Here is a 26,353-nt window from a genome sequence, read left to right on the forward strand (position 1 = left end):
TGCATTACTTTAAGTAATCTCATAGTAGATAAAACTTATTGCTTTTTTAAGTACTTTTAATCAACCATTATTAAAGTATGAAAAAATACGTTTATAGCCTGTTTTTCCTTCTTGCCCTAACTTCTCTTAGCGCACAGCGATTTACTGCATCTTTGCCAAATTATGAAGCGTACAAGGAGTTTAGAGGAAAACCTTTGTCTGATAAATTTTCGAATATCGAATCGGTAAAAGTGATTTACGATCTCCGAAAACAAAAAATGTATTATTTCAACAGCAGCGTTATTTTGCTTCATTTCGATTTTGTTGTCAATTATTTAGGCTACAGCCAAGATCTAGAAGTATTCAACAATGAAAACTATAGCGATACCGAAAAAAATCGAGATTTTCTTCTTGGAAATTTGAATCATATTAAAGGAACCGACAAATGGATTTTTGAACTCGCGGCATCCGATCATATGCCACTTCCATTAATTGAGCGATTCTTCAATTTGGTTAAAAAATCCACTTTTATTGGAGAAAAACTAAAGTTCTATCTCAACAATCCAGAAATGATGAATTGGTATCAGCGAAGGGAATTCAAAATTCCATGCGTCAAATCTGATTATATTTTTGGTGAATTAAAATATCAGGAAGTTGTGCGCGGTACTAACATTGGGATTCTGAAAAAATACAAAATCAAAGAATTAGAAACTGTAAAACCTAATTCTGACGAAATTATTATTTTGGATGGAACGCCGGATATTCTTCCGAATGTGCGAGGAATTATTGTGAATGAACTCCAGACGCCATTGAGCCATTTGGTTCTTTTGGGAAAAAACAGAAAGATTCCGATTATGGCGTATACCGATATTGAAAAAGATAACAATATCAAAAAACTGCTTTCTAAAAAAGTAGAACTAAAAATTCAGGTCGACACTTTTTTCATTAAAGAAACAACCAAGAAAATCCCAGTAAAATCGGATGCTAAAAAGAAAAAACTAACAATTGACAATTCGGTAACTGAATTAGTAAGTTTATCCTCGATACCTAAAAAAGGAGTCAATTATATTGGTTCAAAAGCGCAGAACATGTCATATTTAATCGCAATTTCAAAAGAAATTCCGTTTCGTACTCCAGAAGATGCGCATGCTATTCCATTTTATTTTTATACCCAACACATTCAGAAAGCTTCTATTTCACCTTTAATTGCAGAGCTTTTAGCTTATCCCCACAAAGATTCAACGGTTTGGATTAACAAACAATTGAAAAAAATTAGAGAGGCTATTAAAAAAGAAAATGTTGATCCAGCCTTGATCGCCAAACTCAACGAAGCTTTCAAAAATGCAAAATTCAAAAATTTCAGATTTCGTTCTTCTACCAATGCAGAAGATCTGGATGATTTCAATGGCGCGGGATTGTACGATTCTAAAACTGGAATTTTGGGAGACAGCATCAAAACTTTCGAAAAAGCAATCAAACAAGTTTGGGCAAGCGTTTGGAACGAAGCTTCGTACAATGAAAGAGAACTTTTTGGAATCGATCAGCAAAATATTGCAATGGGCGTTCTCGTGCATCGTTCTTTTCCAGATGAATTGGCCAATGGCGTAATTATCACTAAAAATCTTTTTAGAGAAAATTTTCCAGGCATTACAGTCAATGTTCAAAAAGGAGAAAATTCGGTTGTAAAACCAGAAAAAGGAGAAATCTGCGAACAATTTGTTGCCTATCATTTTAACGACGGAAAAGACGAAACCGATTTTGATATCGACTATACCTCCAATTCCAATTTGAACGATAACGAACCGTTATTGACCCGAAAAGAAATGAGCAATTTGTATGATGTCAGTAAAAAAATTGAAAGCAAGATGTATCGCTATTGGCGCAAAAATCAATTTCACCCTGTAGATATTGAGTTTAAAATTGTGGGCGAAAAAAGAGATTTATATATTAAACAAGTTCGTCCGTTTAACGATTAATAGAAAACTAATAAGTCTATTTCGTTGGCAGATGTATTGATTAAAACAATTCTAAAATCAAAATCTTCAATCTTAATTTTCTCTTGAATTGACTTTCGAATTACTTCCGAATTTAAAGAAAAGTTTTCGTCAAGCGGAATTTTCATATCTACAGAATTAAGATATTTTGAAGCTTTTTTATTGACAATAATTGAAGCTGCTATATAAAATCCGATGATTATGATTTGAAAGAACAACAATAATTCGATCTTTTCAAACGGATACATAATGTCTAGAATTGACAAGGTTATCGTTGCAAAGAGAAAGATTATAGCGTTAACCGTAAAAGATTGCGTTCTAAATCGAAGTATCGAAAAAATTGCAAAAAGTCCAAAACCAATTCCAACTCCGATTTCTATTTTCGTAAAAAGATAACAGAGAGAAAAAGTACAAAGTCCAACAATAACCATCAACGGATTTATGGTGGCGTTGTCTTTTCTGTTAGAGAAAAAATACAAAACCAAAATCGAGAAAAACAGCAATAAAAATCGTCCTAAAAGCTCATTTAAATCCATTTGTTAGCATAATTGGTTAATCAAATGTAAACAATTTATACTTAACCTTTTTATTTTTCTAAGGAATCAATTCGCAACTTTTTACATTACTGTTTTTTTGTTGATCCTACTTTTTCAGAAGCTTTATTCGTGTTTTTAGGGTCACTCATATTGACTTCTTTCACCAATTTCCCTTTTTGATAAAACTGCCACATTCCAGCTTTTTTACCATTGACAAACTTTCCTTTAGAAGCAATTGATTTGTCTGAATCATAAAAAACAGTTTCTCCGTTGTATTCGTTATTTTTAAAGTAAGATTCTTCTAGAAGCGTTCCGTCAATACCTATTTTTTTATACGGTCCTTCTTTTAAACCGTTTTTATAAGTCATTTCTTCAGCAGTTTGACCATTTGGATAATAAATCGTTTTTAAACCTTCTAATTTCCCATTTTTATAATTTTCTACCGTCATTAAAACTTTAGAAGCTTTATGATAATATTTCCATTCTCCTTCGCGAACTTTTCCAATTTCTTTTCCTTCACTTACTTTGTTTTTATTTTGATCGAAAAAGATGGTGTACGAACTTCCATCATTTGCACTAAAATCTCTTGTCGCAATAACATCTCCTTTTTTTGTATCATCAAAGAATTTAAAAACACCCGTTTCTTTTCCATGGTCAAAAGTTCCTTCGTAGCGAGGACGTTTAGATTCGGCATAAGTTCCTTTCCAAAGTCCGTCTTTTTTTCCTGTTGCATCTGTTTTATTAATATCTGTTTGCGCATTCGAAAATAATGTTGCTAGTAATAATACTCCAAATGTGATTTTTTTTGAGATCATGGTAAATTCTATTTTTATAAGCTTAACGAAAATCTAAATTATAAAGTATAATGGTATAAAAAAATCCCGATTAAATCGAGATTTTTTTTATTAAGAATTATTTCTTTTTCTTGTTCTGAGCTTTTGCTGCCTCTTGTTGTTCCATCACTTCTTGAAGACGTTGCTGAAACTTGCTTGGCTTTTTAGGCTCTCTTTGTTTGTTTTCTTGAATTTGAGCGTGAATTTTATCACTATCTACAATATAATTCTTGATCACAAACATAATTCCGATCGTAATTAAGTTCGAAATGAAGTTGTATAAAGACAATCCTGAACCGTAGTTGTTGAAGAAAATTAACATCATTAATGGCGAAACATAAATCATGATTTTCATCATTTTTGCCATATCTGGCATTCCTTCTTGCTGAGGAGCGGCCATTTGCTGATCTCCAGAAGTCATTTTCATGTAGAAGAAAATCGCAATTGCAGCCAAAATTGGGAACAAACTGATGTGATCTCCGTACATTGGAATGTTGAATGGCAGTTTTACTACCGAGTCAAAAGAAGATAAATCGTCTGCCCAAAGGAAGCTTTTTTGTCTTAGTTCAAACGCTGCAGGGAAGAACTGGAACGATGCATACATAAAAGGCAACTGAATCAATGCCGGAATACATCCTGCCATTGGGTTTACACCTGCTTTATTGTACAGTTTCATTGTTTCCTGCTGTTTCTTCATTGGGTCTTTTTTGAATTTTTCTCCCAACTCTGCAATATCAGGTCTTAAAACTTTCATTTTTGCCTGAGACAAGAATGATTTATACGTAATTGGCGACATTGCCAATTTGATAATGATCGTAAAAATAATAATCGCGATTCCTAATGACAATCCGATTGTTGAGCTCAAGAAACCGAATAAAGGAATGAAAATCCATTTATTGATCCATCCGAAGATTCCCCATCCTAGTGGGATAATCTTTTCGAAGTTTTTATCGTAAGCTTTTAATGTTTTGTAATCTGCAGGACCCATATACAAATTCATTTTGTAATCGATCTCTCCATTTGAAAATGCTAAAGGCAAATTAGCTCTAAACTGTTTTGTAAAAACAGTGTCGATTTTATCGTCTTTAACTAAATCATCAGATTGTAATTTTGAAGTTTCAAAAGGTTTATCTGTAGATAAAATCGTGGTAAAGAAGTGCTGTTTGAAAGCTACATAACTTAATTTTGTAGGCGTTTCTTCTTTTCCTTGCCCGTGTGAGCTTACGTTATTGTATTTAGATTCTTCGTATTTGTAATCGATTTGCGCATAACGATTTTCATACGCAACGCTTTTTTCGTTTCTGTATGTTTTTAAATCCCATTGCATATCAACTGGTTTAGCAGCATTTAAAACTCTGCTTAAACCTTGAGAACGAATATCAAAACCAACTAAATAATCGTTTGGTTTAAGAATGTATTTGTATTCTAAAAATTCGTTAGCTCCTGCTTTCAAACGCATAGACAAAACTTGGTCTGCACCAATTTTTTCTAATGTTGGCTCAAAATACAAATCTTTAGAATTTAATGTTCTATTGTCTGTAGTAAGTAGCTGTAAATTTAAATTTGAGTTGTTGTTTTTGATTAACTCAACTAATTGACCAGAACCTTTTTTTAATCTCTCGAATTCTTTTAAAGTCGCTTCAACAATATATCCACCTTTATTAGCAATCTTCAATCTTAATTTTTCGTTTTCGATTGTAGTAAAAGCTTCTTTTGCAGAAGGAAGCGTTGCAGAATAAGCAAATCCTCCTAAAGTTTTTTGCAATTGTGCCAATTGAACTGTATCTCCAGGAGTTACAGCTGCAGCTGGTAATGACGCAGTTTTAGCTTTGTCTGCTTTTGCTTGTGCTTCTTGTTTAGCAACTAATTCTTTCTTCGCTTTTTCAGCAGCGATTTCTTTTTCAGAAGGCTGATTTTGGTACATAATCCAAATCAAAATTCCGAATATCAATACAAAACCGATGATCGAATTAAGGTCTAATTTTTTTTCTTCCATTATAATTTAAAAAAGTTATTCATTGAAGTCTATTAGTACTGAGTCTATCTCAAAAGTTACAAACTTCTCCAAATATTAATTACTGTTTTTTGTGCGCATTTACAGCGGCTGCCACAAAGTTTACAAAAATAGGGTGCGGATTTGCAACTGTACTCTTGTATTCTGGATGGTATTGTACACCAATGAAGAATGGGTGGTTTTCAAGCTCTACGATTTCTACTAAACCTGTATCTGGGTTAACCCCAGACGCTTTTAAACCTGCTTTTTGCAATTCATCAGCATATTTATTGTTATACTCATAACGGTGGCGGTGACGCTCCGAAATAGTTTTTTCTCCGTAAATTCTATACGCTAAAGTGTCTGGTTTAATATCACATTTCCAAGCACCTAAACGCATTGTTCCTCCTTTATCCGTCACATTTTTCTGCTCTTCCATTAAACTCACAACCGGATGAGTCGTTTTATCGTTCATCTCTGTAGAATTGGCTTCAGCGTAACCTAAAATATTTCTAGAATATTCGATAACAGACATTTGCATTCCTAAACAAATTCCGAAGAAAGGAATATTGTTTTCACGCACAAAACGAACTGCTTCAATTTTTCCTTCAATACCTCTTTCTCCAAAACCTGGAGCAACTAAAACTCCATCAAGAGTTCCTAATTTCTCTTCTACATTTTCAGCATTAATATGCTCTGAGTGAATAGAAATTACATTTACTTTAGTCTCATTTGCAGCACCTGCATGAATAAACGCCTCTAAAATAGATTTGTAGCAATCCTGCATTTCTACATATTTTCCAACTAAACCAATGTTTACCGTTTGTTTTGGACTTTTTAATCTTTTTAAGAAAGTATTCCAAGTTTTTAAATCTGGAGATGCTTTTTTAGGAAGATCTAATTTCTTTAAAGCCACAACATCTAATCCTTCTTCAAGCATTAAATTTGGAACTTCATATATAGTAGAAGCATCAATTGACTGAATAACTGCTTCTTTCTTTACATTACAGAATAAAGCTAATTTTTGGCGCAATTCCTGAGACAATTCGTGCTCTGTTCTGCAAACCAAAATATCGGCTTTAATACCACTCTCCATTAAAGTTTTAACAGAGTGCTGTGTTGGTTTTGTTTTTAATTCACCTGCTGCAGCCAAATAAGGAACTAATGTCAAATGAATAACGATTCCGTTATTTTCACCTAATTCCCAAACCAATTGACGAACAGATTCTATATAAGGTAGAGATTCGATATCACCAACAGTACCACCAATTTCAGTAATAACAATATCATAATCGCCAGATTTTCCTAGCAATTGCATTCTGTCTTTGATTTCGTTTGTGATATGAGGAACAACTTGAACCGTTTTTCCTAAAAATTCTCCTCTTCTTTCTTTTTCAATAACCGAAAGATAAACTCTTCCTGTAGTAACATTATTAGCTTGAGAAGTAGGAACGTTCAAGAAACGCTCGTAGTGTCCTAAGTCTAAGTCCGTTTCAGCTCCATCATCTGTCACATAACATTCTCCGTGTTCGTACGGGTTTAGTGTCCCCGGATCTACGTTAATGTATGGATCAAATTTCTGAATAGTCGTGCGGTACCCTCTTCCTTGTAACAATTTTGCCAAAGATGCCGCGATAATCCCTTTTCCTAATGAAGAGGTCACACCTCCTGTAACAAAAATATATTTTGTTTGATTCATTCTGTTGTTGTTTGTAAGTAGTTGTGTAAAAAACTTGGCAAAAGTACAAATTTAATTAGACAATTTGCTAATTAGAAAATTAGAAAATGTGTCAATTAGAAAATTTAAGAAATAGATAAGTGATATTAGAAAACAATGAATTAAATTCACTTTAAAACAACATTTTAATGTCATCTCCTTAAACATTATCTAATTTTCTTATTTTCTCATTATCTTAATTATTTTAAGGTTTCGGATATTGTTTCTTAATCGTACGAATTAATTCCTCTAATCCATTAAGTTTTAATTCGTAAATAAGCTGCAATTGCTGGCCAAGCTCTCCTTTTGGAAATCCTTTATTATGATACCAAACCACGTAATATTCTGGAAGATCAATTAAATATTTTCCTTCATACTTTCCGAAAGGCATTTTGGTGTGCGCTAATTTTATGAGTTGTTTTTTGTCTTGATCCATGTTTTTTTTAAGAAAAAAGAAGCAAGAAGAAAGACGCTGTCTTCTTCTTGCTTCAATTATATGCAAAGCTATTATTAATTTGCCACAGATTAAAATGATTCACACTGATTATTTACCAAAATAAAAAAACTTAGAACCTTAGTATCTTAGCATCTTAGAACTTAAATAAAAAAGAAGCAAGAAAAAAGAACCAATTTCCGTTCCCTCTTCCTGCTTCAAAAATATTATTTATTCTAATTATCGAAGAAACTAAAAAAAACTTAGAGTCTTAACAACTTAGAACCTTAGCATCTTAATAATGCCATCTCACGAAAGCCTCCATAGCCGCATAAGTCGCTAGACCTAATTGATGGTACAATTCGGCTGTTTCGCGGTTTCTGTCTTCAGCTCTCTGCCAGAACTCTCTTGCGTCTGTTCCTTGAAAAACCACTCCATCTTTTTGAGATTGGTGTTTAAAGATTCCGTGACGTTTTGCTAAAACCTGATCAGGGCTCATCGGAACTGCCATTTCAACTTCGTCAATTCCCCATTCTTGCCAAGCTCCACGGTATAACCACAACCAGCAGTCGTTCATAAATTCTTTTGGTTTTAAAACTTTTACCGCTTCAAAAATAGCATCCAAACAAACTTTGTGTGTTCCGTGTGGATCTGCTAAATCTCCAGCCGCATATATTTGATGTGGTTTAATTTTCTCAATTAAATCAACTGTCAGCTGAACATCTTCTGGTCCGATTGGTTTTTTCTCAATTGTTCCTGTTTCATAAAAAGGCAATTCCATAAAGTGAATCTGAGAATCTGGAAGACCTACGAAATAACTTGTCGCTCTCGCCTCTCCTTTTCTAATTAAACCTTTAATGTAACGAACCTCTGGAATATCAATTTCACTATTCTTTTTATTCTCTAAGAAAGCTTCTGCTTTTTTGTAAATATCATCTGCTTCTGGACTTTTGATTCCGAATTTCTCGTTGTAATCAATTACGAATCTTGCAAAACGTAATGCTTCATCATCTGCAACTGCAATGTTTCCAGATGTTTGGTAAGCCACGTGCACTTCATGTCCTTGCTCTTGCAGACGCATGAAAGTTCCTCCCATGCTGATAATATCATCATCTGGATGCGGAGAGAAAATCAGTACGCGTTTTTTAGCCGGCTCAGCTCTTTCTGGACGGTTTGAATCGTCTGCATTTGGTTTTCCGCCTGGCCAGCCCGTAATGGTGTTTTGCAGTTTATTGAAAATTTTAATATTGGTATCGTAAGCCGGACCTGAATCTGCCAACAAATCACTCATACCGTTTTCGATATAATCTGCATCTGTAAGCATCAAAATTGGTTTTTTAAGATCCAATGCCAATCCTAAAACCGCTTTACGAGTTAATTTATCTGTCCAAACGATTTTCTCTACCAACCAAGGTTTATTGATTCTTGTTAGTTTAGAAGCCGCTTCTTTATCTAAAACAAAAACTGCATTGTTGTGCTCTTGCAAAAATGAAGCAGGAACTCTGTTTGTAACTTCATCTTCAACAGATTTTTTTACAATACTTGCTTTTCCTTCTCCCCAAGCTAATAAGATTACTCTTTTTGCTTCCATGATTTTTTTAACACCAAGTGTAATAGCCGTTCTTGGCGTATTATTCAACCCAAAGAAATCTTTACTTGCCGCTACTCTTGTAATGTGATCTAAAGCCACTAAACGTGTTTTAGAGTTTTGAAGCGAACCTGATTCATTAAAACCAATATGTCCGTTACCTCCAATTCCAAGAATTTGAAGATCAATTCCGCCTAAAGCTTCAATTTTAGCTTCATATTCGTGGCAATAATCTGCAATTTGCTCCTTTGTTAAAAGTCCGTCAGGAACGTGAGCGTTTTCAGGTAAAATATCGACATGATCAAACAAAAGCTCTTTCATGAAACGAACGTAGCTATTGATTGAATTTGGTTCCATTGGATAATACTCATCCAAGTTAAAACTGATTACATTCTTGAAACTCAAACCTTCTTCTTTGTGCAAACGCACTAATTCAGCATACAATCCTTTTGGAGAAGAACCTGTTGCCAAACCCAAAATACATGGTTTTCCTTCTTTTTCTTTTTCTTTGATTAAAGCTGCAATTTCTTGCGCCACCTCTTTTGAAGCATCTGTTGAGTTTTCAAAAACAACTGTATTGATGTTTTCGAATCGTTTTTCGAAACCTGTTGCTTTGTCGAATTTACTTTTTAACATGATATATTAATTTTTTATTTTTTGTTCAACTAATTCCATTTCCTGTACTTATGCCCTTTTACAGCATAAAACAAAATCATTGCATAAGAAGGCAATAACATTAAATACGCCAACTGATTTCCGCTTTTCGAAACATCTTGCATATTTTTTGCAATATTTGCAGAATTGATGCTTTCTGTGATCATTCCGTAAAAAAGTGGAAAAACTGCTCCACCGATAATTCCCATAATCAAAATGGCACTTGCAATCTTTGTATAACCTCCTAAATCCTGCAATGCCATTGGCCAAATTGCCGGCCAGCATAAGGCATTTGCCAATCCTAAAAGCGCCACTAAAAATATCACAACTGGTATATTTGGAGTTCCAGGCAAAGCGATCGTTATTTTTGGCGAAATCAAAACAATAGCCAAAACCAGCACCAAACCAAGCATTCCAGACACTTTTAAAGCAGTTACTTGCGAAACATATTTAGGAATCAGCACTATTCCAAGAACGTATCCGATAACCATTGCCGACATGGTAAATGAGGTTAATTTAAGGTAGAAATTCCCTTCTTCACCATAAACTCCAAGCTGTTTCCCGAAAGCTCCGATAGAATCTCCCGCCAAAACTTCGGCAGACAAATACAACATTAAAGTAATTACTCCTAAAACCAGCTGCGGGTATTTGAAAGCATTTTTAATCTGTTGAAAAACACTTAGATTCGACACATTTCCTTCTTCGTCCAAATCAATTTCTGGTAGAGGAGAAAACTTCACAATCAAAGCTAAAACAGTAATAATCAACCCCATATAAAGATACGGTGTTTGCAATTGTAAAGCAAGAGAATTTAATGCATTGGTTTTTGCAGCTTCATCCATCAAAGCAATTTTGTCTGCTGTAAAATCCTGCATATTAGACAAAACCAAAATGGTAAGCACGATTGGCGCTACAAATCCAGCTAGTTTATTGGCAATTCCTAAAACACTGATTCTGGCCGCAGCACTTTCTCTTGGTCCAATTACCACCACATACGGATTTGAAGCTGTCTGCAAAACCGCCAAGCCAGTCCCCATTACAAACAATGCCAATAAGAACAAAAGAAAAGTACGGCTTGATGCCGCTGGATAAAACATAAAAGCTCCAGCAGCGATAATCAATAATCCTAAAGAAATTCCGTTTTTATATCCTACTTTTTCAATAATATAAGAAGAAGGAACTGCCATTACAAAATAAGCAATGTAAAAAGCGAAAGTCACAAAATAAGCTTGCGAAGAAGTCAATTCACAAGCTAATTCAAAAAACGGAATTAGCGGTCCGTTAAGCCAGGTTACGAATCCTAGAATAAAAAACAATAAGGTTAAAATGACCATCGGAACAATGGCACTTTTTTTCTCTACCTGTAATGTACTTTGAATGTTTGTCATAATTTTTGGTTGATTAGTTTATAGATTTATTTAATTCAAAATCTAAATTAGAATCAACTCTCACATTATTGATTGCGTAATTTATGCAAATATCTGCATTTTTTTTGCAAAACAAAAGTACATCATTAAATTTCCTTATTCTCTAATTTAGATATGAAAGTTTTGTTAATTTTTATTATTCCAATTTAAATCAGGATAATATTTTACCAAATATGTTTTTACATCGGCAATATCTTCTTTGGCTGTTAGGTCTGGAACGTGCTCAGAAAATGGAATTCCGACAGTAGTATTCGGATTTTCTTTTACCGAATTCAAAAGTACGGTTGGCAACTCTTTCTCGTCACGCTCTGGATGAACGGGACAATTTTTCAGATGTACATATAAGGTCTTGCCATTAAATTTAAAAGCATTCATACTCACACGTATTTTCCCTTCCGCATCTTTATATTGATCCAAAACCTCTTCTGAAGGTTTTTCTAAAATATCCAAAAGCTGATTATTTGCATCCAATTTAGCAATTGCAAAACGCGAAATACGCTCTAATGGAAAATCCATTGCATCGCGATCGTAACTAATAAAAGCGTTTGGACTTTCAGTTTCTCTCAACGCACGCAACGCTTCTGCCGAATACAAATTATCGCTATTGCAAACCGAATAAAACTGCGAGTTCAATTCAGGATATTGTTCTACTGCCTGAAACAAAGCATCTGCTGTTCCAAAAGGCTTTACTCTTCCCCCAGGAATGTACTGAATTGCAAATGAAATATTCAATCCATGAAAATCATTATCCTTCATTTTACTTCCGTAAAACTCTTTAAACAATTCGCCTTGTTCTCCTATTATAATATAGATGTTTTTATAACCTGCTTTTTTCGCATTCCATAAAAGATAATCCATCAATGGTCTTCCGCTTGCGCCAACACCTATTAAACCTTTACTTCTTTCATTAGCCTGCGCAATCTCTTCTTGAGATAGATTATTTGTAACTGCTTCTTTTTTCATACGAGAAGAAGCACCACCTGCTAAAATCACTAAACTGTCGTGCATTTTGTTTTAATTTTCAATATTATCAATAATTCGTACTCCAGGATCCACATTTACTGCATAAGCTTCTTGCGCACCAGCATCCAAAATCGCTTTTATAACTGCATCTTCATTTTTAGGATCGGCAATCACAACGATGCTTCCGCCGCCGCCTGAACCCACGATTTTAGCTCCGTATGCACCTGCTTTTAGTGCAGCATTTACCATTGCATCAATTCTTGGAACTGTAATTTTCAATAAATCACGCAAAATTTCATGATGACCATTCATTAAAGCACCAATTTTTTTAAGATCTAAAACTGGCTTTTCAAATTCCTTTAAAGCTTCTTTGGTATAATAAAAGTTTTTGACTGCTGCCTCAAAAAACGGAACCAGACGGTCTGGAAGACAGTTTTTATATTTGTCTACATCCTCAATTTCAGATGCATTTAAATTGAACTGCGGATAATTTCGTTTTACCAGATCGATTGCCATTAAAGCATTTCCTTTCAGTTCGCCAAGCAAACCAATTGTTTCTTTAGGAACTCCTGAAACTCCCGTAATAAGACCTTTTAACTCTTTCCCAATTACATTAAACGAGAATGGTTTTTTGGTATTGATATATACGATATTTCCAACGCCAATACTAAAATGATCCATCATTCCGCCAGGCTCTCCATGCTCTAAAACCTCAGATTCATACCCTAGTTTTGAGAGAAACTCAGGCGTAACTTCATGATCGATTCCGAAAGCTTCTACCAGAAAACGAATCCAAGCCATTAACAAAGCCGACGAACTCGATGTTCCTGAATTAATTGGAATATCTCCTGTAATGGTAATATCATAGCCAGAGGTTGGCCTACAGCCATATCTACGCAATACACGAAGCGAGGAAGCAAAATAATCTCTTGGTTCTAATTTTTCGAAAGCCTCATTTATATCGATAACTCTAATTTCATTAATGTCAATCATATTCAAAACAAATGTCCCGGTCTGATTTTCTTCTGCAATTAATTTAATATTTCGATCTATCGCACAGGCTATAACAGGCAAACCTAAATAATCTTGATGATCTCCAAAAAGACAGGTTCGGCCAGGAGCTAATGACGTAATTTTTTCCACTTAAGAATTTGGTATTAAAACGCTTAATTTCAAGAAATTAAAACGTTGCTTAGTTATAAATTTATTTTAGTTTTTTGGTTTTGATTTCACGAAACTAGAGATTATATTTTTATAAAACAAGAAAAAAATTAATAAATGTGCTCGAACACACCATTTTTGTGTTCTCGAGCACATTTATTAATTCTTATAGAAAAAATGCATTTATTTAATCAAAGTTTTTATATTTGTCTATATGGATAAAAAGTACACAATTAAGGATATTGCACAAATGGCTGGAGTTTCTAAAGGAACTGTAGACCGTGTTCTGCATAATAGAGGAAAAGTCTCTCCTGCTGCACTCGAAAAAATCAACGAGGTTTTAAATGTTATTGACTACGAACCGAACTTAATTGCACGTAATTTAAAAAGCACAAAAGTATATCGCATTTGCGTTTTGCTTCCAGATCCTGTATTTGACCCATATTGGCTTCCGTGCGTTAATGGAATTCAGGATGCGATTAAAGAATTCAAAGCTTACAATGTTGTTATAGAGACACATTACTTTAATCCAGAAAGCACTAAATCTTTTTTAAAAACAAACGAGACTATTATTACACAATCGCCAGATGCCGTACTATTGACTCCGCTTTTCCATAAAGAAACTATCGAAATCATAAAGCAATATGACGAGCTGGGAATTATGGTGAATACTTTTAACAACCAGGTAGAATCTTCATCTATTAAAAGTTTTGTCGGACAAGATCTATACAAAAGTGGCCGTGTAGCGGCGAGCTTAATGAATCTGATTTTGCCAAAAGGACAAATCGCCATTATCCATATTGACGAAAGTTTGAAAAACGCTGTACACATGCAGGAAAAAGAGCGTGGTTTTAGAAGCTATTTTGACGAAAAAAATCTTCCTGACTTCTCTTTGACTACATTAAAACTGAAATATTCGAACATAGAAAACAAGCTTACAGCTTTCTTGGACGAAAACCCAGACTTAAGCGGCATCTTTATTACGACTTCCAAAGCGTATCAAATTGCTTCTATCCTATCTTCTATTACTGATAAAAAAATTGCTTTAATTGGCTACGACTTAATTGATAAAAACGTCAGCTTTTTAAATCAGGGACTGGTTCATTTCTTAATTCACCAAAATCAGAAAAGACAGGCTTATTTGGGAGTGAGCACTTTGGCCGATCATTTTATATTTAGAAAAGACATTCCGGAGACTATTTTACTTCCGATTGATATTATCAATGTCGAAAATGCTTCTTTTTACACCAACTAATGGTTTGCCGCAAAGACACAAAGAAGCAAAGTTTTTTTTTCTCGCAGATTTAGCAGATTAAATGGATTTTTTTTGTACTTGATGCAAAATATTTCACGCAGATCCTAGAGATTTCAGCAGATTAAATGATTTTTTTTATCCGCAAGATCTGCTAAATCTTCGAGAGGAAATATCCGATCAAACTACTACTTCATTAACACAAACTTTCCAAAAGAAGAAGCAATATGAAAATTTGGCTCTTCCGTATTTGGATTTACCCACGTAATCCATGTTGGCTGGTATTCTCCTTTTTCATCTTTAGAGAATTTGGCTCTGTAAACTCCGGTTTCAATAGTATTGTTATGAATTAAATCCAACTCTTTCAAAGAGGCAATACTTATTTTCCCTAGAACTGTAAACGCATTTTGCTTTTTTACCGATTGTATTTCCAATTGCCCTTCAGGCCATTTCCAATCGTAATCAAAATTCCATTTCGGGTACGCTTCAAAATCTAGAACTCGAGCATCTACATCCATTTCCAAACAATAATACGGACTAAGTTTGTCGTCTTTTCTAAAAAACAGCTCCACTCTATCTGAATTGCAAATACTATCTGTCGAATTATCTTTTCGATCAATGTAAACTTCCGAATCAAAAACTTGAAAATTAAAATAAAGATAATCCGAATCCCAAAGTGCTCGAAATTCAATTTTTGAAAACGAATCGCTTTTCCAAGGCGAACAAAAATCAGTAAGACAATATGCTTTTTCCCAAAAAACTGGATTTAAAATTTCACTCTCGTTTTTATGGCTTTTATCGATTAAAACTACTTGATATTCTTTCAAAATAATACTTCTTAAAATTTGTTAATTTTTGATTTTTGAAAAACCTCAAAATCTTCTCAAATCCAATTGAGGATTTTATCATTTTTTGAATTGGCCAAGTTAATCTAAAATTAAATAAGAAACAGCACACTTTTACAAAATAAAAACCAAAATTTCTCGCTTAGCCACCATAAGAAAAGACTGTTTAATTTTTACGTTTTGCAATTAGTATTTGCGAAATTCTCAGGTTTTTGCAAAATATACATTTATTATTCAAAATATCTTCTCTTTTAAGGACTCTCCCATTTGCAAAATATTTTAAAAATATCACATCTTTTTAAGTGTAAAAAAACGTTTTGCACAATTTTATGTGCTCGAGAACATAAATTTTGTGTGTTCGAGCACATTTTTTGTGTTTTTTCTTGTTTTATAAAAATATAATCTCTAGTTTCGTCAGAGATTAATCTTAAAACTAAGTTAATTATGCAAAAAATCGGGTGATTTTTAAGCTTTAAAAAAGAGGAAAATCAAACTAAACAAACTGTGTTTAGAGCAAAAAACGAAGTCTCCGATTCGTATAAAAAACAATTCAATCAACACACAACTAAAAAAAACAAAATGAATTCCACGATCAAAAAAGAAATCTAAAACCTACAAACAAGAAAAAAACAATTAAACATTAACCAAAACCAATTAACAGTATGAAATTATTAACCCAAAAAAAGCCAAGAGATTTTCGGATTAACAATTTATCCCGTAAAGAAATCGGAATAACGGTTCTCTCGTTATTAGTTTTTACATTTCAAGCTTCTGCAGCTTCTTCAATAAATATTTCAGACAAAAGCAAAACAGCGCTGTATTTTGAAAAAACAATAAAAGGAAAAGTAACAGACGAAAAAGGCATGCCTCTTCCTGGCGCCAATGTTCTGGTAAAAGGCAGTAACAAAGGTGTTCAGACTGATGTAGACGGAAGTTTTGTTATTACCGTTCCAGATAATGCTACCAAATTGGTGATTACTTACATTGGTATGGAAGATCAAGAAGTAACTATTGGAAGCGCTCCTCTAAAAATTGTCATGAAAGAAGCAGGACAAAAACTAGAAGAAGTAGTAATCGGATACGGAAAAGCAAAGAAAAAAGACCTTACTGGTTCTGTAGCTTCTGTTGGAAAAGACAACTTAAACTTAGGTGGTACTGTTTCAAACGTTGGACAAGCGTTGCAAGGACGTGCGTCTGGGGTTCAAGTTCAACAGAACAGTTATGCTCCTGGAACAACTCCTACTATAGTTGTTAGAGGAGGAAACTCTATTACAACATCAAATGCACCACTATATGTAGTTGACGGTTTTATTACTTCAACTGGAGCTTCTATTAGTCCGAATGATATTGAAAGCATTCAGATTTTAAAAGATGCTGCCTCAACTGCAATCTACGGTTCTCGAGGTGGAAATGGGGTTATCATGATTACGACTAAAAAAGGAAAATCTGGAAAAATGCAGATTGAAGGGGAAATCTCTGATGGTTTCCAAAACATTATTCAGGAGCCATCATTGCTAACGGGCCAACAGTACGCTTCTATTCAAAATGCTATCGCTGCTGAAAACGGTAGACCAGCGGTTTTTCCTTCGAGTTTTCCTATTGCCAACACCAATTGGTTTGAAGCGGCAACTCGTCCAGGAGAAGTTCTAAACAGAACATTGACTTTTAGCGGAAGCGATAAAACATCTAAATTTTTCTTGTCTGGAAATTACTTAAAACAAACGGGAGCTATCGAAAATACTGACTTCACAAGATATAGCGTTCGTATTGGAGCTGAGAAAAAATTCTCCGACAAAGTAACTGTGGGTGTTAATGTGTATGGAGCAGCCAGCGAAGGGCACAATAGCGACTTTGGTGACAACATTCTGTCTCCAATGTTTTCTATCCAAACGGCACCACCTGCAATTCCAATTTACAATGCCGATGGTTCGTACTATAAATACCAAGGAAAAGATAATGCTTTGGCACTTTTACTTGAACCAACTGACCACACGATCAACAGATTGGTAAATGGGAACATGTTTATGGATTATGAAATCATAAAAGGTTTGACCTATCATTTTGGAGCTGGAGCAGAATGGCAGGAAAATATTCAAGGTAAATATACTCCGCGAACTCTTGTTGCAGGAGCTGCATTAAACGGTACTGGATCGGAAGAAAACAAAACTTACTTCAGATGGAGTACAGAACAATATTTAACTTATAAATTCAATATCAAAGAGCAGCATTCATTTACAGCAATGATTGGAACATCAAACCAAAAGGACACTTATGAAAGAATGAAAGCGTCGGGTTCTGGTTTTTCAAATGATATATTAACTTATTATAAGCTTGAAAGCGCTGCAGTTTACTTGAGACCTGAAACTCAAAAACAAGAAACAAAATTGACTTCGTATTTTGGAAGGCTAGGTTACGCTTTTGACGATAGATATTTAGCTTCTTTTACGATTAGACGTGATGGTTCTTCTCGTTTTGGTCCAAATAACAAATATGGAACTTTCCCTTCTGGAGCAGTTGCATGGAGAATATCTAAAGAGGCATTTATGCAAAATTTGGAGACCCTTTCAGAGTTAAAACTAAGAGTAAGTTATGGTATTACAGGAAATGATGGAATTTTAGACTATCAATACATGTCAAACTTATCTCCTTGGAATGTTACCATTTCTGATGGCTCTTTTGTAGGCGGTACAGAACCTAACAATTTATCAAATCCAGATTTGAAATGGGAGCAGCAAGCTCAAACCAATATTGGTTTGGATATGGGATTCTTCAATGATAGACTTACAGCTACAATTGATGTATACAAAAAGAGAACAACAGATGCTCTTTTGGATGTGCCTGTTGGAGGATGGTGGGGATTTAATACCCAAACACTTAACTCGGGTACGGTTGACAATAAAGGAATTGAATTAGGCATCAGCAGTGAAAACTTCAAAACTGACAAATTTTACTGGAGAACGTCCTTAAATCTTGCATATAACAAACAAGAAGTTATTTCGCTTGCTGATAACGTAAAAATAATCAGTGTAAACACCTCTAACCCAAGCGGTACCGTTTCTGGACGTGAATTTACAAGATTGGAGCCAGGAAAAGAAATGGGATTGCTGTACGGATTTAAGTATGCTGGCGTAATAAAAACAGGAGAAACTTATGCTGCACAACCAGGATCTAAACCTGGAGATCCGAAATATGAAGATTTGGATGGTGATGGATTGGTTACAGCTAAAGACAGAACTTATTTAGGAAACTCTACTCCTCATTACATTGTTGGTTTCAACAATGATTTTAGATTCGGAGATTTTGATGTGAATCTGTTTTTCCAAGGTGCACTTGATTACTCTGTATATAATATGACCAGAATGGTTGGAGAATCAAGTACAAGCACAGATGCTTTGAATAGATGGGTTGCTGGCACAAACGAAAACACTGACATTCCTAGAGACGGTTATTACAAAAGTGCATACGGAAGTTACGTAAATTCAAAATTTGTTGAAGATGCTTCTTATTTACGTCTTAAAAATTTATCTATCGGATATTCAATTCCTGAAAGTCTTTTAAAACCAACAAAATTTATTGACAATATAAGGTTATATGCTATTGGTCAAAATTTATTGACAATTACAAAATATTCTGGAAATGATCCTGAAATAAATGGACATACAAATACTGCTAGAGCGCAAAATCTTGGCGGAGGAATTGATTTTAACTCATTCCCAGCTTCTAGAACGTTTATATTAGGGATTAAAATAGCAATTCATTAATAGCTTTTTCAATAACATTAAATTTATCAAAATGAAAAAATATACAATTCTATTGCTTTTACTTGCTGCAGGTCTTCAATATTCCTGCAATGAGGACCTTGATCCTACGGTATATAGCAGTTTGACGACTACGAATGGATATCAAACCAAATCTGATGCTATTGCTGCAGTAAATTCTATTTACGGCAGACTAAAAGGCCCAGCTGTAGGCGATAACTTTTCGTATTGGGCTACCAGACATTTTGCATTGACTGATATTGCTACAGATTTAGGACATTGTCAATACGGAGGAGATCCAGGACAATTGTCTTTGGGCGCATGGAGTTCTACAAATGGTTTATTGCTAGAAGATTGGAATGCGATGTATAAATTAATTTCTAATGCGAATAATGCTATTTACTACATCGGAAAAATGACTTCTATTTCAGATGCTGAAAAAGCACAATTTATTTCTGAAGCCAAATTCTTGAGAGCATCTGCCTATATGGATCTGACTGATTCTTGGGGACCTGTTATTTTAATGACCGAAGAGAACATCGCAAATCCTAATTATTTAGCTCAAACACCTCCAACATCTGTTGAAGATATTGATGCTTTTATTACCAAAGACCTTACAGAAATAGCAAACATTTTACCTGTAAATTACAAGGTAAATTCAATTTATAACAGCAACGATGTTGGTCGCGCTACAAAAGGTGCGACTCTTACTTTATTAGCTAAATTATATTTACGCAATCACGACTGGCAAAAAGTGGTTACACTTACCCAACAAGTAATGGATTTAAATGAATATCATCTTTATCCTTCTTATTTAGGTTTGTTTAAAGAAAGTAACAAATGGTGTAGCGAAAACATCTTCTCTTCGTTGAGTGATGCCAACACAAACGGAACCGAATTATTAAACCACTTTGGCCCTATTGATCACCCTGTTGTTCAAAACAGATGGCAGTACTATACTGTAAACTGGGATTTCTATAACACTTTTGGAGATGAAGACGAAAGAAAACAATGTTTCTTCCCTGAATTTGAAGGAACAGATGGTTTATTGCATAAACAAGCTCCATCATTGGGTGCTCAGCCACCAAAAGGAGAATTTTATATGCCAGACGTTTCGACTAGAAAATATGCAGATGACGAAACTACAACGTATTATGATGGTCATAGTGTAAACATTCTTCGCTACGCTGATGTTTTATTGAGCAGAGCAGAGGCAATAAACGAAATTAGTGGTCCAACTCAAGAAGCCATCGACCTTATTAATCAGGTAAAAGGCAGATCGCATGCAAAACTTCTAGTTTTATCTGGTCTTACTCAATCTAGTTTAAGAGATGCTATTTTGCAAGAAAGAGGCTGGGAACTTTTCTATGAAGGAAAACGCCGTGCAGATTTAATTAGAATGAACAAATATGATGTTTTGGTAAATGCCTATCACCTTAGAGTTGGCGAAGCTGCATTAATTAAAATGCCACAAAACAAATATTACACGTATCCACAAAGTCAGGTAGACCTTAATCCAAAATTAAGCAACGCCGACCGACAATAAAACTGTAATCAAGAACAGACAGCAAAATGGTCTGTCTGTTCTTGATTATTTATAAAAAAGTACTTTTCTGTTTCACAAAAGAAGCTTTTCAGATGATCAAAAAAATAATTTTAAAAGGAAGTTTTATTTTAGTTCTACTTGCATTGGTGAGCTGTTCTAAAAGCCAAATAATCTCTAATATCAATATTGGCACTCATGGCAACAACGAATTGAAAATTCAGATCGATGTTGCTACGAATGACCAAGCTCAGGTATATGCAGAATATTGGTCGGACAAAAAGGGAATTGAAAATAAAATTAGCTCTCCTATTTCAAATTCTGGTCTTAAACATTCGCTGGTGCTTTGCAATATTATTCCAGAAACCAATTATAGTTTTCAATTGGTTACCATTCAAGATGGAAATAAAACAACGAGCAAAGTTTATACTTTTAAATCCAGAAAACTTCCAGAATGGCTTCAAAAACAATTCAAAGCCAACTGTCCGAAACCAGAATTACTGCCAGAAAATTTCAAAAAAGGTTTTATGCTTTTAGCCAAAAGAGAAACTCCTGGAACAGCTTATATTGTAGATTATAAAGGAAATTTAAGATGGTATCATACGCTTGAAGGAACTGGCTTTAAAGTGGCTCATTTTACAAAAGAGCAGACTATTATTTCCATTCTTGGCACAAACGATGAACCAACAAGCTACGGAAGTGAAATTCTAGAAATCAATCTTCAAGGCGATACTTTAACACATATTAAAAAAGGGCAAGGCGATCTAAAACAAGTCATTCACCACGAAATCATAAAAAAATCGGCTAACGAAATTGTCACTATAACAGTCGATCAAAAAATAATGGATTTAACTTCTATTGGAGGAAAAAAACAAGACACTATCAACGGAGACGGAATCCTGATTTTAGATAATAAAGGAAAACAGCTTTGGAAATGGAGCGTATTTGATGATCTAGATCCGCTAAAAGATAAAAATCTATTGAAAACCAAAAAAGATTGGACACACGCCAACAGTTTGAATTATGATACAGATGGAAACTTCTTAATTTCTTTCTACAACAATGGTCAGATTTGGAAAGTAAATGCTAAAACCGGAAAAGTAATCTGGAAATTAGGAAAAGGAGGAACAATGAAGATGGCTCCAGAAACTAATTTTTCTCAAGCTCACGCCGCACACATCGATCAAGAAGGAAGTTTACTCTTTTTTGATAATGGTGTAGATATAAAACAGTCGTCTGTTTTTGCTTTAAATGTGGATGAAAAAAATAATGCGGTAAAACTGGATTTTCATATCAAATTACCAAAAGAAATATACAACGACAGGATGGGAAGCGCTTATATGATCGATAAAGATGCCATATTATGCTGCTGTTCTAAAAGACATATTACCGTTTTAACTAACAGAAAAGGCATTTTGCTTTGGGCTTTAGAATCTGAAATTCCGCCTTATCGTACACAGTTTATTCCAGAAGAAAATATGAAACCTTTTCTTCTAAATTAAAAAATAGCAAACATGAAAAAACTAATTCTTATCGGACTTTTTTCAGCAATGCCAATTGTTGTTTTCAATTCGTGCACCAAATCCAATTCTCAAAATTTAGCTTCAAAAGCATCTGAAGAAAAAGAAGATGAAGAAGGCTATATTACAATTGATACTTCAGAAATTCCAGACGATCAGTTTGGAGAATCGGTTCGCTACGGGAGAGAATTAATGATGAAAACCGCTTATTATATTGGTCCAAACGGAATCAATGGAAAATATTTAGGCAATAAAATGAACTGCACCAACTGCCATCAAGACGCAGGAACAAAACCTCATGCCTTTAATTTAATGTCTTCACACGATAATTATCCACAATACCGCGGACGCGAAAACAAAGTGCTTACACTTGCAGAAAGAGTTAATAACTGCATTATGCGTCCGCATTCTGGAAAACCGCTTCCGTTGGATAGTAAAGAAATGGTGGCGTTTTTATCTTATTTTAAATGGATTAGCAAATTTGTGCCAAAAGATGGTAATTTTAAAGGAGCTAAAAATTTAGAAATCGAATTTCCAGATGTTGCAGCGAGTCCAGAAAGAGGAAAAGTATTGTTTGCCGAAAACTGCGCAAGATGCCACGGAAATAATGGTGAAGGAGTTTATAATGCTGATAAATCAGGCTATGTCTATCCTCCTCTTTGGGGACAATACGGCTATCAACCAGGTTCGAGCATGCACCGCGTAATCAAACAAGCGCAGTGGTTAAAAAGCAATATGCCGTATGATAAAGTACTTTTAGGAAAACCGTACCTTACAGATAAACAAGCGCTTGATATTGCGGCTTATGTAAACGATGATTCTGTTCATACAAGGCCAAACCCAAAAACGTTTGATTATCCAGATAAAAAAGGCAAACCTATTGATTATGCACACAGTCCGTTTAACGATAATTTTTCGGAAGCGCAACACAAATATGGGCCTTACAAACCGATTATCGCTTACTGGAAAAAACAAGGATGGAAAGCAGTTTACTAAACTAAAAAATACTATTTAACCTGATTAACAATACAATGAAACTAAACTTAAAAAACAGAGCGCTTTTTAGCCGAATAATGATAACATGTTTTTTCGCTATCAGTATTTCGTTAAGCGCGCAAATAAAATATTCTGACGGAAATGACAGCTGGAATCCGAACCAATTAGGAAACCATCGTGCTGTAATTGCCTTTTCTGGTTCAGGAAATGTTGCTAAAACGACAATCGAATGGCGAAGAAGAGACAACAATCCAGAACTTAAAAAAATTATCGTTCAGGATGCCTCCGGAAAAGAAATACAAAACATCAAAACCGAAAACATCAATAGAGAAAACGGCACTATTTTCTTTGAACCTATTTCAGGAAAAGGAACCTACTACGTTTATTACATGCCTTATATCGACGAAGGAACTGCCAATTACCCAAAAGGAATTTATGCAAAACCTGAAGACAAGGCAGATGCGCAATGGCTTTCTAAAATTAAATCTAATATAAAAGACAACGGTTCGGTTACAGAAATTCAAAGTGTAAATGCTTTCAATAGCTTCTACCCTATGGAAGTAATTGCAACTGCTGCAGAAACCAAAGATTTGATTGCGAAAAACAGCGGAAATTCTTTCTTAGTTTTTCCAGAAGACAGATTGCATTCTATCAAACTAAAATCTGATTTGCCTCAAAGATGGATTCAGAAAGGCGTTCAAAATAGTTTTGCTGATACAGCAATGAAAGGCGAATATTTAGCTTTTCAATTGGGTGTTTATGCGCTTGAAGATTTAAAAAATATTAAAGTATCGTTTACCAATTTAGTAAGCACAACAGGAGCAACAATTGAGGCAAAAGACATTGACTGTCTTAATACTGAAGGTACAAAATATGACGGTACTCCTTTCAGTAATACCGTTTCAGTTTCAAAAGGAGGAATTCAAGCAATGTGGTGTGGAATTGACGTTCCGCAAACTGCAGCAGCGGGAACTTATGCAGGAAAAGCAACAGTTACCGCTGATGGAAAATCAAAAGAAATTACACTGCAGATAACCGTTTCTAACGAAGTAACCAAAAACGGCGGAATTGATTCTCCCGAAAAAATGACACGCCTAAAATGGTTAAATTCCACTTTAGCACAAGAAAATACAGTTATTGCGCCTTATGCTCCATTAGCAGTAAACAATTCTGAAATTTCTTTATTAGGAAGAAAACTGATTGTAGCTCCAAACGGATTTCCTGCTCAAATCCAAACGTATTTTACTCCAGAAATGACTTCGGTATCAACAAAAGCTAATGATATTTTAAGTTCTCCAATCGATTTTCATTTTGTGGATGCTTCAGGAAAAGAAGTGCAATGGAAAAACAACGGCGTAAAATTCACTAAAAAAGAAGCCGGAACTGTGACTTGGGAAAGTACCTCAACTTCAAAATCGGTTCAAATGGAGGTTAACGCTTCTGTTGAATTTGATGGTTTTGTTCATTATACCGTAAAAGTTACTGCTCTTGAGGATGTTTCTTTTAATGATATCAATTTCCAAATGCCAATGCAGCCGGCCTCTGCAAAATACATGATGGGATTAGGTCAAAAAGGTGGCGATCGTCCTGCAACTTTCGACTGGAAATGGGATGTAGCACATAAAAACCAAGACGGCGCTTGGATCGGTGCTGTAAATTCTGGATTGCAATTTTCTTTAAGAGACGAAAAATATAGCCGCCCTTTAAATACTAATTTCTATTTACAAAAACCTTTATTACTGCCAACTTCATGGGGTAACGAAAATAAGGGCGGTATTACTATAACGCCAAACCAAAAATCAGTGGTTGTAAATGCGTATAGCGGTGCTAGAACAATGAAAAAAGGCGATGTTTTGTACTATAACTTCAACTTGTTAATCACGCCGTTCCACACAATCAATACCGATTTTCAATGGGATACCAAGTTTTATCACAAATACAGTCCAATCGATTCTATTGCCAAAACTGGTGCAACGGTAATCAATATTCACCATGCAAATGCAATCAATCCTTATATCAATTATCCTTTTATTGAATTTAAAAAGATGAAAACCTATATCGATGAAGCGCATGAAAAAGGTTTAAAAGTAAAAATCTACAATACGGTTAGAGAGGTTTCAAACAAAGCGTACGAAACTTTCGCTTTAAGAAGTTTGGGTCACGAAATTTATTCTCCAGGAAAAGGAGGCGGATTCTCTTGGTTGCAAGAACATGTTGGCGACGATTATATCGCAGCTTGGTTTGTGCCTGAAATCAAAGATGCGGCAATCGTAAATAGCGGAATGAACCGTTGGCACAATTACTATGTAGAAGGAATGAACTGGCTAACGCAAAATGTTGGTATTGACGGAATCTATTTAGATGACGTTGCTTTCGACAGAATCACGATGAAACGTATCAAGCGAGTGCTTACAAAAGACGGTCACCCTGGAATTATCGATTTGCACAGTGCAAACCAATACAACAAAAGCGACGGATTTAACAATAGCGCCAATTTGTACATGGAGCATTTTCCATACATCAATAAATTATGGTTTGGTGAATATTTTGATTATGAGAAAAATCAGCCTGACTTTTTCTTGACAGAAGTAAGCGGAATTCCGTTTGGACTAATGGGAGAAATGCTTCAAGATGGCGGAAATCCGTGGAGAGGAATGGTTTACGGAATGACAAACAGATTGCCTTGGAGCGACGGTGCAGACCCAAGACAAATCTGGAAATTATGGGATTCGTTTGGAATCAAAGGTTCTGAAATGATTGGATATTGGAGCGCAAACTGTCCTGTAAAAACAAACAACGACAAAGTTTTGGCAACGGTTTACAAAAAGAACGGAACGGCTTTAATTTCGATTGCAAGCTGGGCAGATACAGATACAAAAGTAAAACTGACTATTGACTGGAAAAAATTAGGAATCAATCCTTCAAAAGCTACAATTACAGCTCCAGAAGTGCTTAATTTCCAACCTGCACAGACTTTTACCGCAAATGATGAAATTCCAGTTTCTAAAGGAAAAGGCTGGTTGTTGATTGTGAAGTAATTAAAAAAATAACCATTCTGTTTGTCATTGCGAGGAACGAAGCAACCACATTTGCTAAATCAAACTTTGCGTCTTATTGTTAGTGAGATTGCTTCGTTCCTCGCAATGACAAAAAACGCAAAA

At 34.8% G+C, this 26,353-nt stretch carries 17 protein-coding genes; 7 read left to right on the top strand and 10 right to left on the bottom strand.

Features of this window, described 5'->3' with window-relative positions:
• The first annotated feature begins 77 nt into the window (after positions 1 to 77).
• Positions 78 to 1,955: a PEP/pyruvate-binding domain-containing protein gene (locus tag J7574_RS15600; RefSeq protein ID WP_290970385.1), complete on the top strand. Its 1,878-nt coding sequence runs from the start codon at positions 78 to 80 to the stop codon at positions 1,953 to 1,955.
• Here J7574_RS15600 and J7574_RS15605 read toward each other — a convergent pair.
• The 9 genes from J7574_RS15605 to J7574_RS15645 all read right to left on the bottom strand — a co-directional run bounded on the left by J7574_RS15605 (position 1,952) and on the right by J7574_RS15645 (position 13,260).
• Positions 1,952 to 2,509 carry a DUF4956 domain-containing protein gene (locus tag J7574_RS15605; RefSeq protein ID WP_290970388.1) on the bottom strand — a complete coding sequence of 186 codons (558 nt, stop codon included), beginning with the start codon at positions 2,507 to 2,509 and terminating at the stop codon, positions 1,952 to 1,954. The genes J7574_RS15600 and J7574_RS15605 overlap by 4 nt on opposite strands.
• Before the next feature lie 86 nt (positions 2,510 to 2,595).
• Complete coding sequence (locus J7574_RS15610) at positions 2,596 to 3,324, bottom strand: hypothetical protein (RefSeq protein ID WP_290970390.1); 729 nt, start codon at positions 3,322 to 3,324, stop codon at positions 2,596 to 2,598.
• A 97-nt stretch (positions 3,325 to 3,421) separates the two neighbouring features.
• A complete protein-coding gene (gene yidC, locus J7574_RS15615) occupies positions 3,422 to 5,338 on the bottom strand; it encodes a membrane protein insertase YidC (protein ID WP_290970392.1) in 1,917 nt (638 codons plus the stop codon).
• Positions 5,339 to 5,417: 79 nt separating this feature from the next.
• Complete coding sequence (locus J7574_RS15620; protein ID WP_290970395.1) at positions 5,418 to 7,034, bottom strand: CTP synthase; 1,617 nt, start codon at positions 7,032 to 7,034, stop codon at positions 5,418 to 5,420.
• Between the two features lie 223 nt (positions 7,035 to 7,257).
• Positions 7,258 to 7,488 carry a DUF3820 family protein gene (locus J7574_RS15625; protein ID WP_290970398.1) on the bottom strand — a complete coding sequence of 77 codons (231 nt, stop codon included), beginning with the start codon at positions 7,486 to 7,488 and terminating at the stop codon, positions 7,258 to 7,260.
• Between the two features lie 292 nt (positions 7,489 to 7,780).
• Positions 7,781 to 9,709, bottom strand: a complete 1,929-nt coding sequence (nagB, locus tag J7574_RS15630; RefSeq protein ID WP_290970401.1) for a glucosamine-6-phosphate deaminase — start codon at positions 9,707 to 9,709, stop codon at positions 7,781 to 7,783.
• A gap of 29 nt (positions 9,710 to 9,738) precedes the next feature.
• Positions 9,739 to 11,115, bottom strand: a complete 1,377-nt coding sequence (locus J7574_RS15635) for a sugar MFS transporter (protein ID WP_290970404.1) — start codon at positions 11,113 to 11,115, stop codon at positions 9,739 to 9,741.
• A 165-nt stretch (positions 11,116 to 11,280) separates the two neighbouring features.
• Positions 11,281 to 12,162 (bottom strand): sugar phosphate nucleotidyltransferase, encoded by an 882-nt coding sequence (locus tag J7574_RS15640; protein ID WP_290970406.1) that lies wholly within the window; start codon positions 12,160 to 12,162, stop codon positions 11,281 to 11,283.
• 6 nt (positions 12,163 to 12,168) lie between these two features.
• Entirely contained in the window at positions 12,169 to 13,260 is a 1,092-nt protein-coding gene (locus tag J7574_RS15645) for a galactokinase family protein (protein ID WP_290970408.1), read from the bottom strand.
• A gap of 232 nt (positions 13,261 to 13,492) precedes the next feature.
• On the opposite strand from J7574_RS15645, the gene J7574_RS15650 reads away from it, so the two are divergent.
• The gene (locus J7574_RS15650; RefSeq protein WP_290970410.1) at positions 13,493 to 14,533 is read left to right on the top strand and encodes a LacI family DNA-binding transcriptional regulator; all 1,041 of its coding nucleotides are present in this window, start codon (positions 13,493 to 13,495) and stop codon (positions 14,531 to 14,533) included.
• 185 nt (positions 14,534 to 14,718) lie between these two features.
• Here J7574_RS15650 and J7574_RS15655 read toward each other — a convergent pair whose 3' ends face one another.
• Positions 14,719 to 15,357: a sugar-binding protein gene (locus tag J7574_RS15655; RefSeq protein ID WP_290970412.1), complete on the bottom strand. Its 639-nt coding sequence runs from the start codon at positions 15,355 to 15,357 to the stop codon at positions 14,719 to 14,721.
• 680 nt (positions 15,358 to 16,037) lie between these two features.
• On the opposite strand from J7574_RS15655, the gene J7574_RS15660 reads away from it, so the two are divergent.
• The 5 genes from J7574_RS15660 (at position 16,038) to J7574_RS15680 (ending at position 26,230) form a co-directional block, all read left to right on the top strand.
• The gene (locus J7574_RS15660; protein WP_290970415.1) at positions 16,038 to 19,136 is read left to right on the top strand and encodes a TonB-dependent receptor; all 3,099 of its coding nucleotides are present in this window, start codon (positions 16,038 to 16,040) and stop codon (positions 19,134 to 19,136) included.
• Positions 19,137 to 19,167: 31 nt separating this feature from the next.
• Positions 19,168 to 20,679 carry a RagB/SusD family nutrient uptake outer membrane protein gene (locus J7574_RS15665; protein WP_290970418.1) on the top strand — a complete coding sequence of 504 codons (1,512 nt, stop codon included), beginning with the start codon at positions 19,168 to 19,170 and terminating at the stop codon, positions 20,677 to 20,679.
• 92 nt (positions 20,680 to 20,771) lie between these two features.
• Positions 20,772 to 22,178, top strand: coding sequence for an aryl-sulfate sulfotransferase (locus tag J7574_RS15670; protein ID WP_290970420.1), 1,407 nt, complete (start codon positions 20,772 to 20,774; stop codon positions 22,176 to 22,178).
• 12 nt (positions 22,179 to 22,190) lie between these two features.
• Complete coding sequence (locus J7574_RS15675) at positions 22,191 to 23,192, top strand: c-type cytochrome (protein ID WP_290970422.1); 1,002 nt, start codon at positions 22,191 to 22,193, stop codon at positions 23,190 to 23,192.
• A gap of 35 nt (positions 23,193 to 23,227) precedes the next feature.
• Positions 23,228 to 26,230 (top strand): glycoside hydrolase domain-containing protein, encoded by a 3,003-nt coding sequence (locus J7574_RS15680; protein WP_290970424.1) that lies wholly within the window; start codon positions 23,228 to 23,230, stop codon positions 26,228 to 26,230.
• Positions 26,231 to 26,353 lie beyond the last annotated feature (123 nt).

It is taken from the genome of Flavobacterium sp., assembly GCF_017744675.1.
Lineage (GTDB): Bacteria > Bacteroidota > Bacteroidia > Flavobacteriales > Flavobacteriaceae > Flavobacterium.

Excerpts from the sequence above, each read along its gene's own strand:
- J7574_RS15640 (WP_290970406.1), bottom strand. The coding sequence starts at position 12,162 with ATGCACGACAGTTTAGTGATTTTAGCAGGTGGTGCTTCTTCTCGTATG.
- J7574_RS15660 (WP_290970415.1), top strand. The coding sequence starts at position 16,038 with ATGAAATTATTAACCCAAAAAAAGCCAAGAGATTTTCGGATTAACAAT.
- J7574_RS15605 (WP_290970388.1), bottom strand. The coding sequence starts at position 2,509 with ATGGATTTAAATGAGCTTTTAGGACGATTTTTATTGCTGTTTTTCTCG.
- J7574_RS15675 (WP_290970422.1), top strand. The coding sequence starts at position 22,191 with ATGAAAAAACTAATTCTTATCGGACTTTTTTCAGCAATGCCAATTGTT.
- J7574_RS15620 (WP_290970395.1), bottom strand. The coding sequence starts at position 7,034 with ATGAATCAAACAAAATATATTTTTGTTACAGGAGGTGTGACCTCTTCA.
- J7574_RS15635 (WP_290970404.1), bottom strand. The coding sequence starts at position 11,115 with ATGACAAACATTCAAAGTACATTACAGGTAGAGAAAAAAAGTGCCATT.
- nagB (WP_290970401.1), bottom strand. The coding sequence starts at position 9,709 with ATGTTAAAAAGTAAATTCGACAAAGCAACAGGTTTCGAAAAACGATTC.
- J7574_RS15600 (WP_290970385.1), top strand. The coding sequence starts at position 78 with ATGAAAAAATACGTTTATAGCCTGTTTTTCCTTCTTGCCCTAACTTCT.
- J7574_RS15625 (WP_290970398.1), bottom strand. The coding sequence starts at position 7,488 with ATGGATCAAGACAAAAAACAACTCATAAAATTAGCGCACACCAAAATG.
- J7574_RS15680 (WP_290970424.1), top strand. The coding sequence starts at position 23,228 with ATGAAACTAAACTTAAAAAACAGAGCGCTTTTTAGCCGAATAATGATA.
- yidC (WP_290970392.1), bottom strand. The coding sequence starts at position 5,338 with ATGGAAGAAAAAAAATTAGACCTTAATTCGATCATCGGTTTTGTATTG.
- J7574_RS15670 (WP_290970420.1), top strand. The coding sequence starts at position 20,772 with ATGATCAAAAAAATAATTTTAAAAGGAAGTTTTATTTTAGTTCTACTT.
- J7574_RS15610 (WP_290970390.1), bottom strand. The coding sequence starts at position 3,324 with ATGATCTCAAAAAAAATCACATTTGGAGTATTATTACTAGCAACATTA.
- J7574_RS15650 (WP_290970410.1), top strand. The coding sequence starts at position 13,493 with ATGGATAAAAAGTACACAATTAAGGATATTGCACAAATGGCTGGAGTT.
- J7574_RS15665 (WP_290970418.1), top strand. The coding sequence starts at position 19,168 with ATGAAAAAATATACAATTCTATTGCTTTTACTTGCTGCAGGTCTTCAA.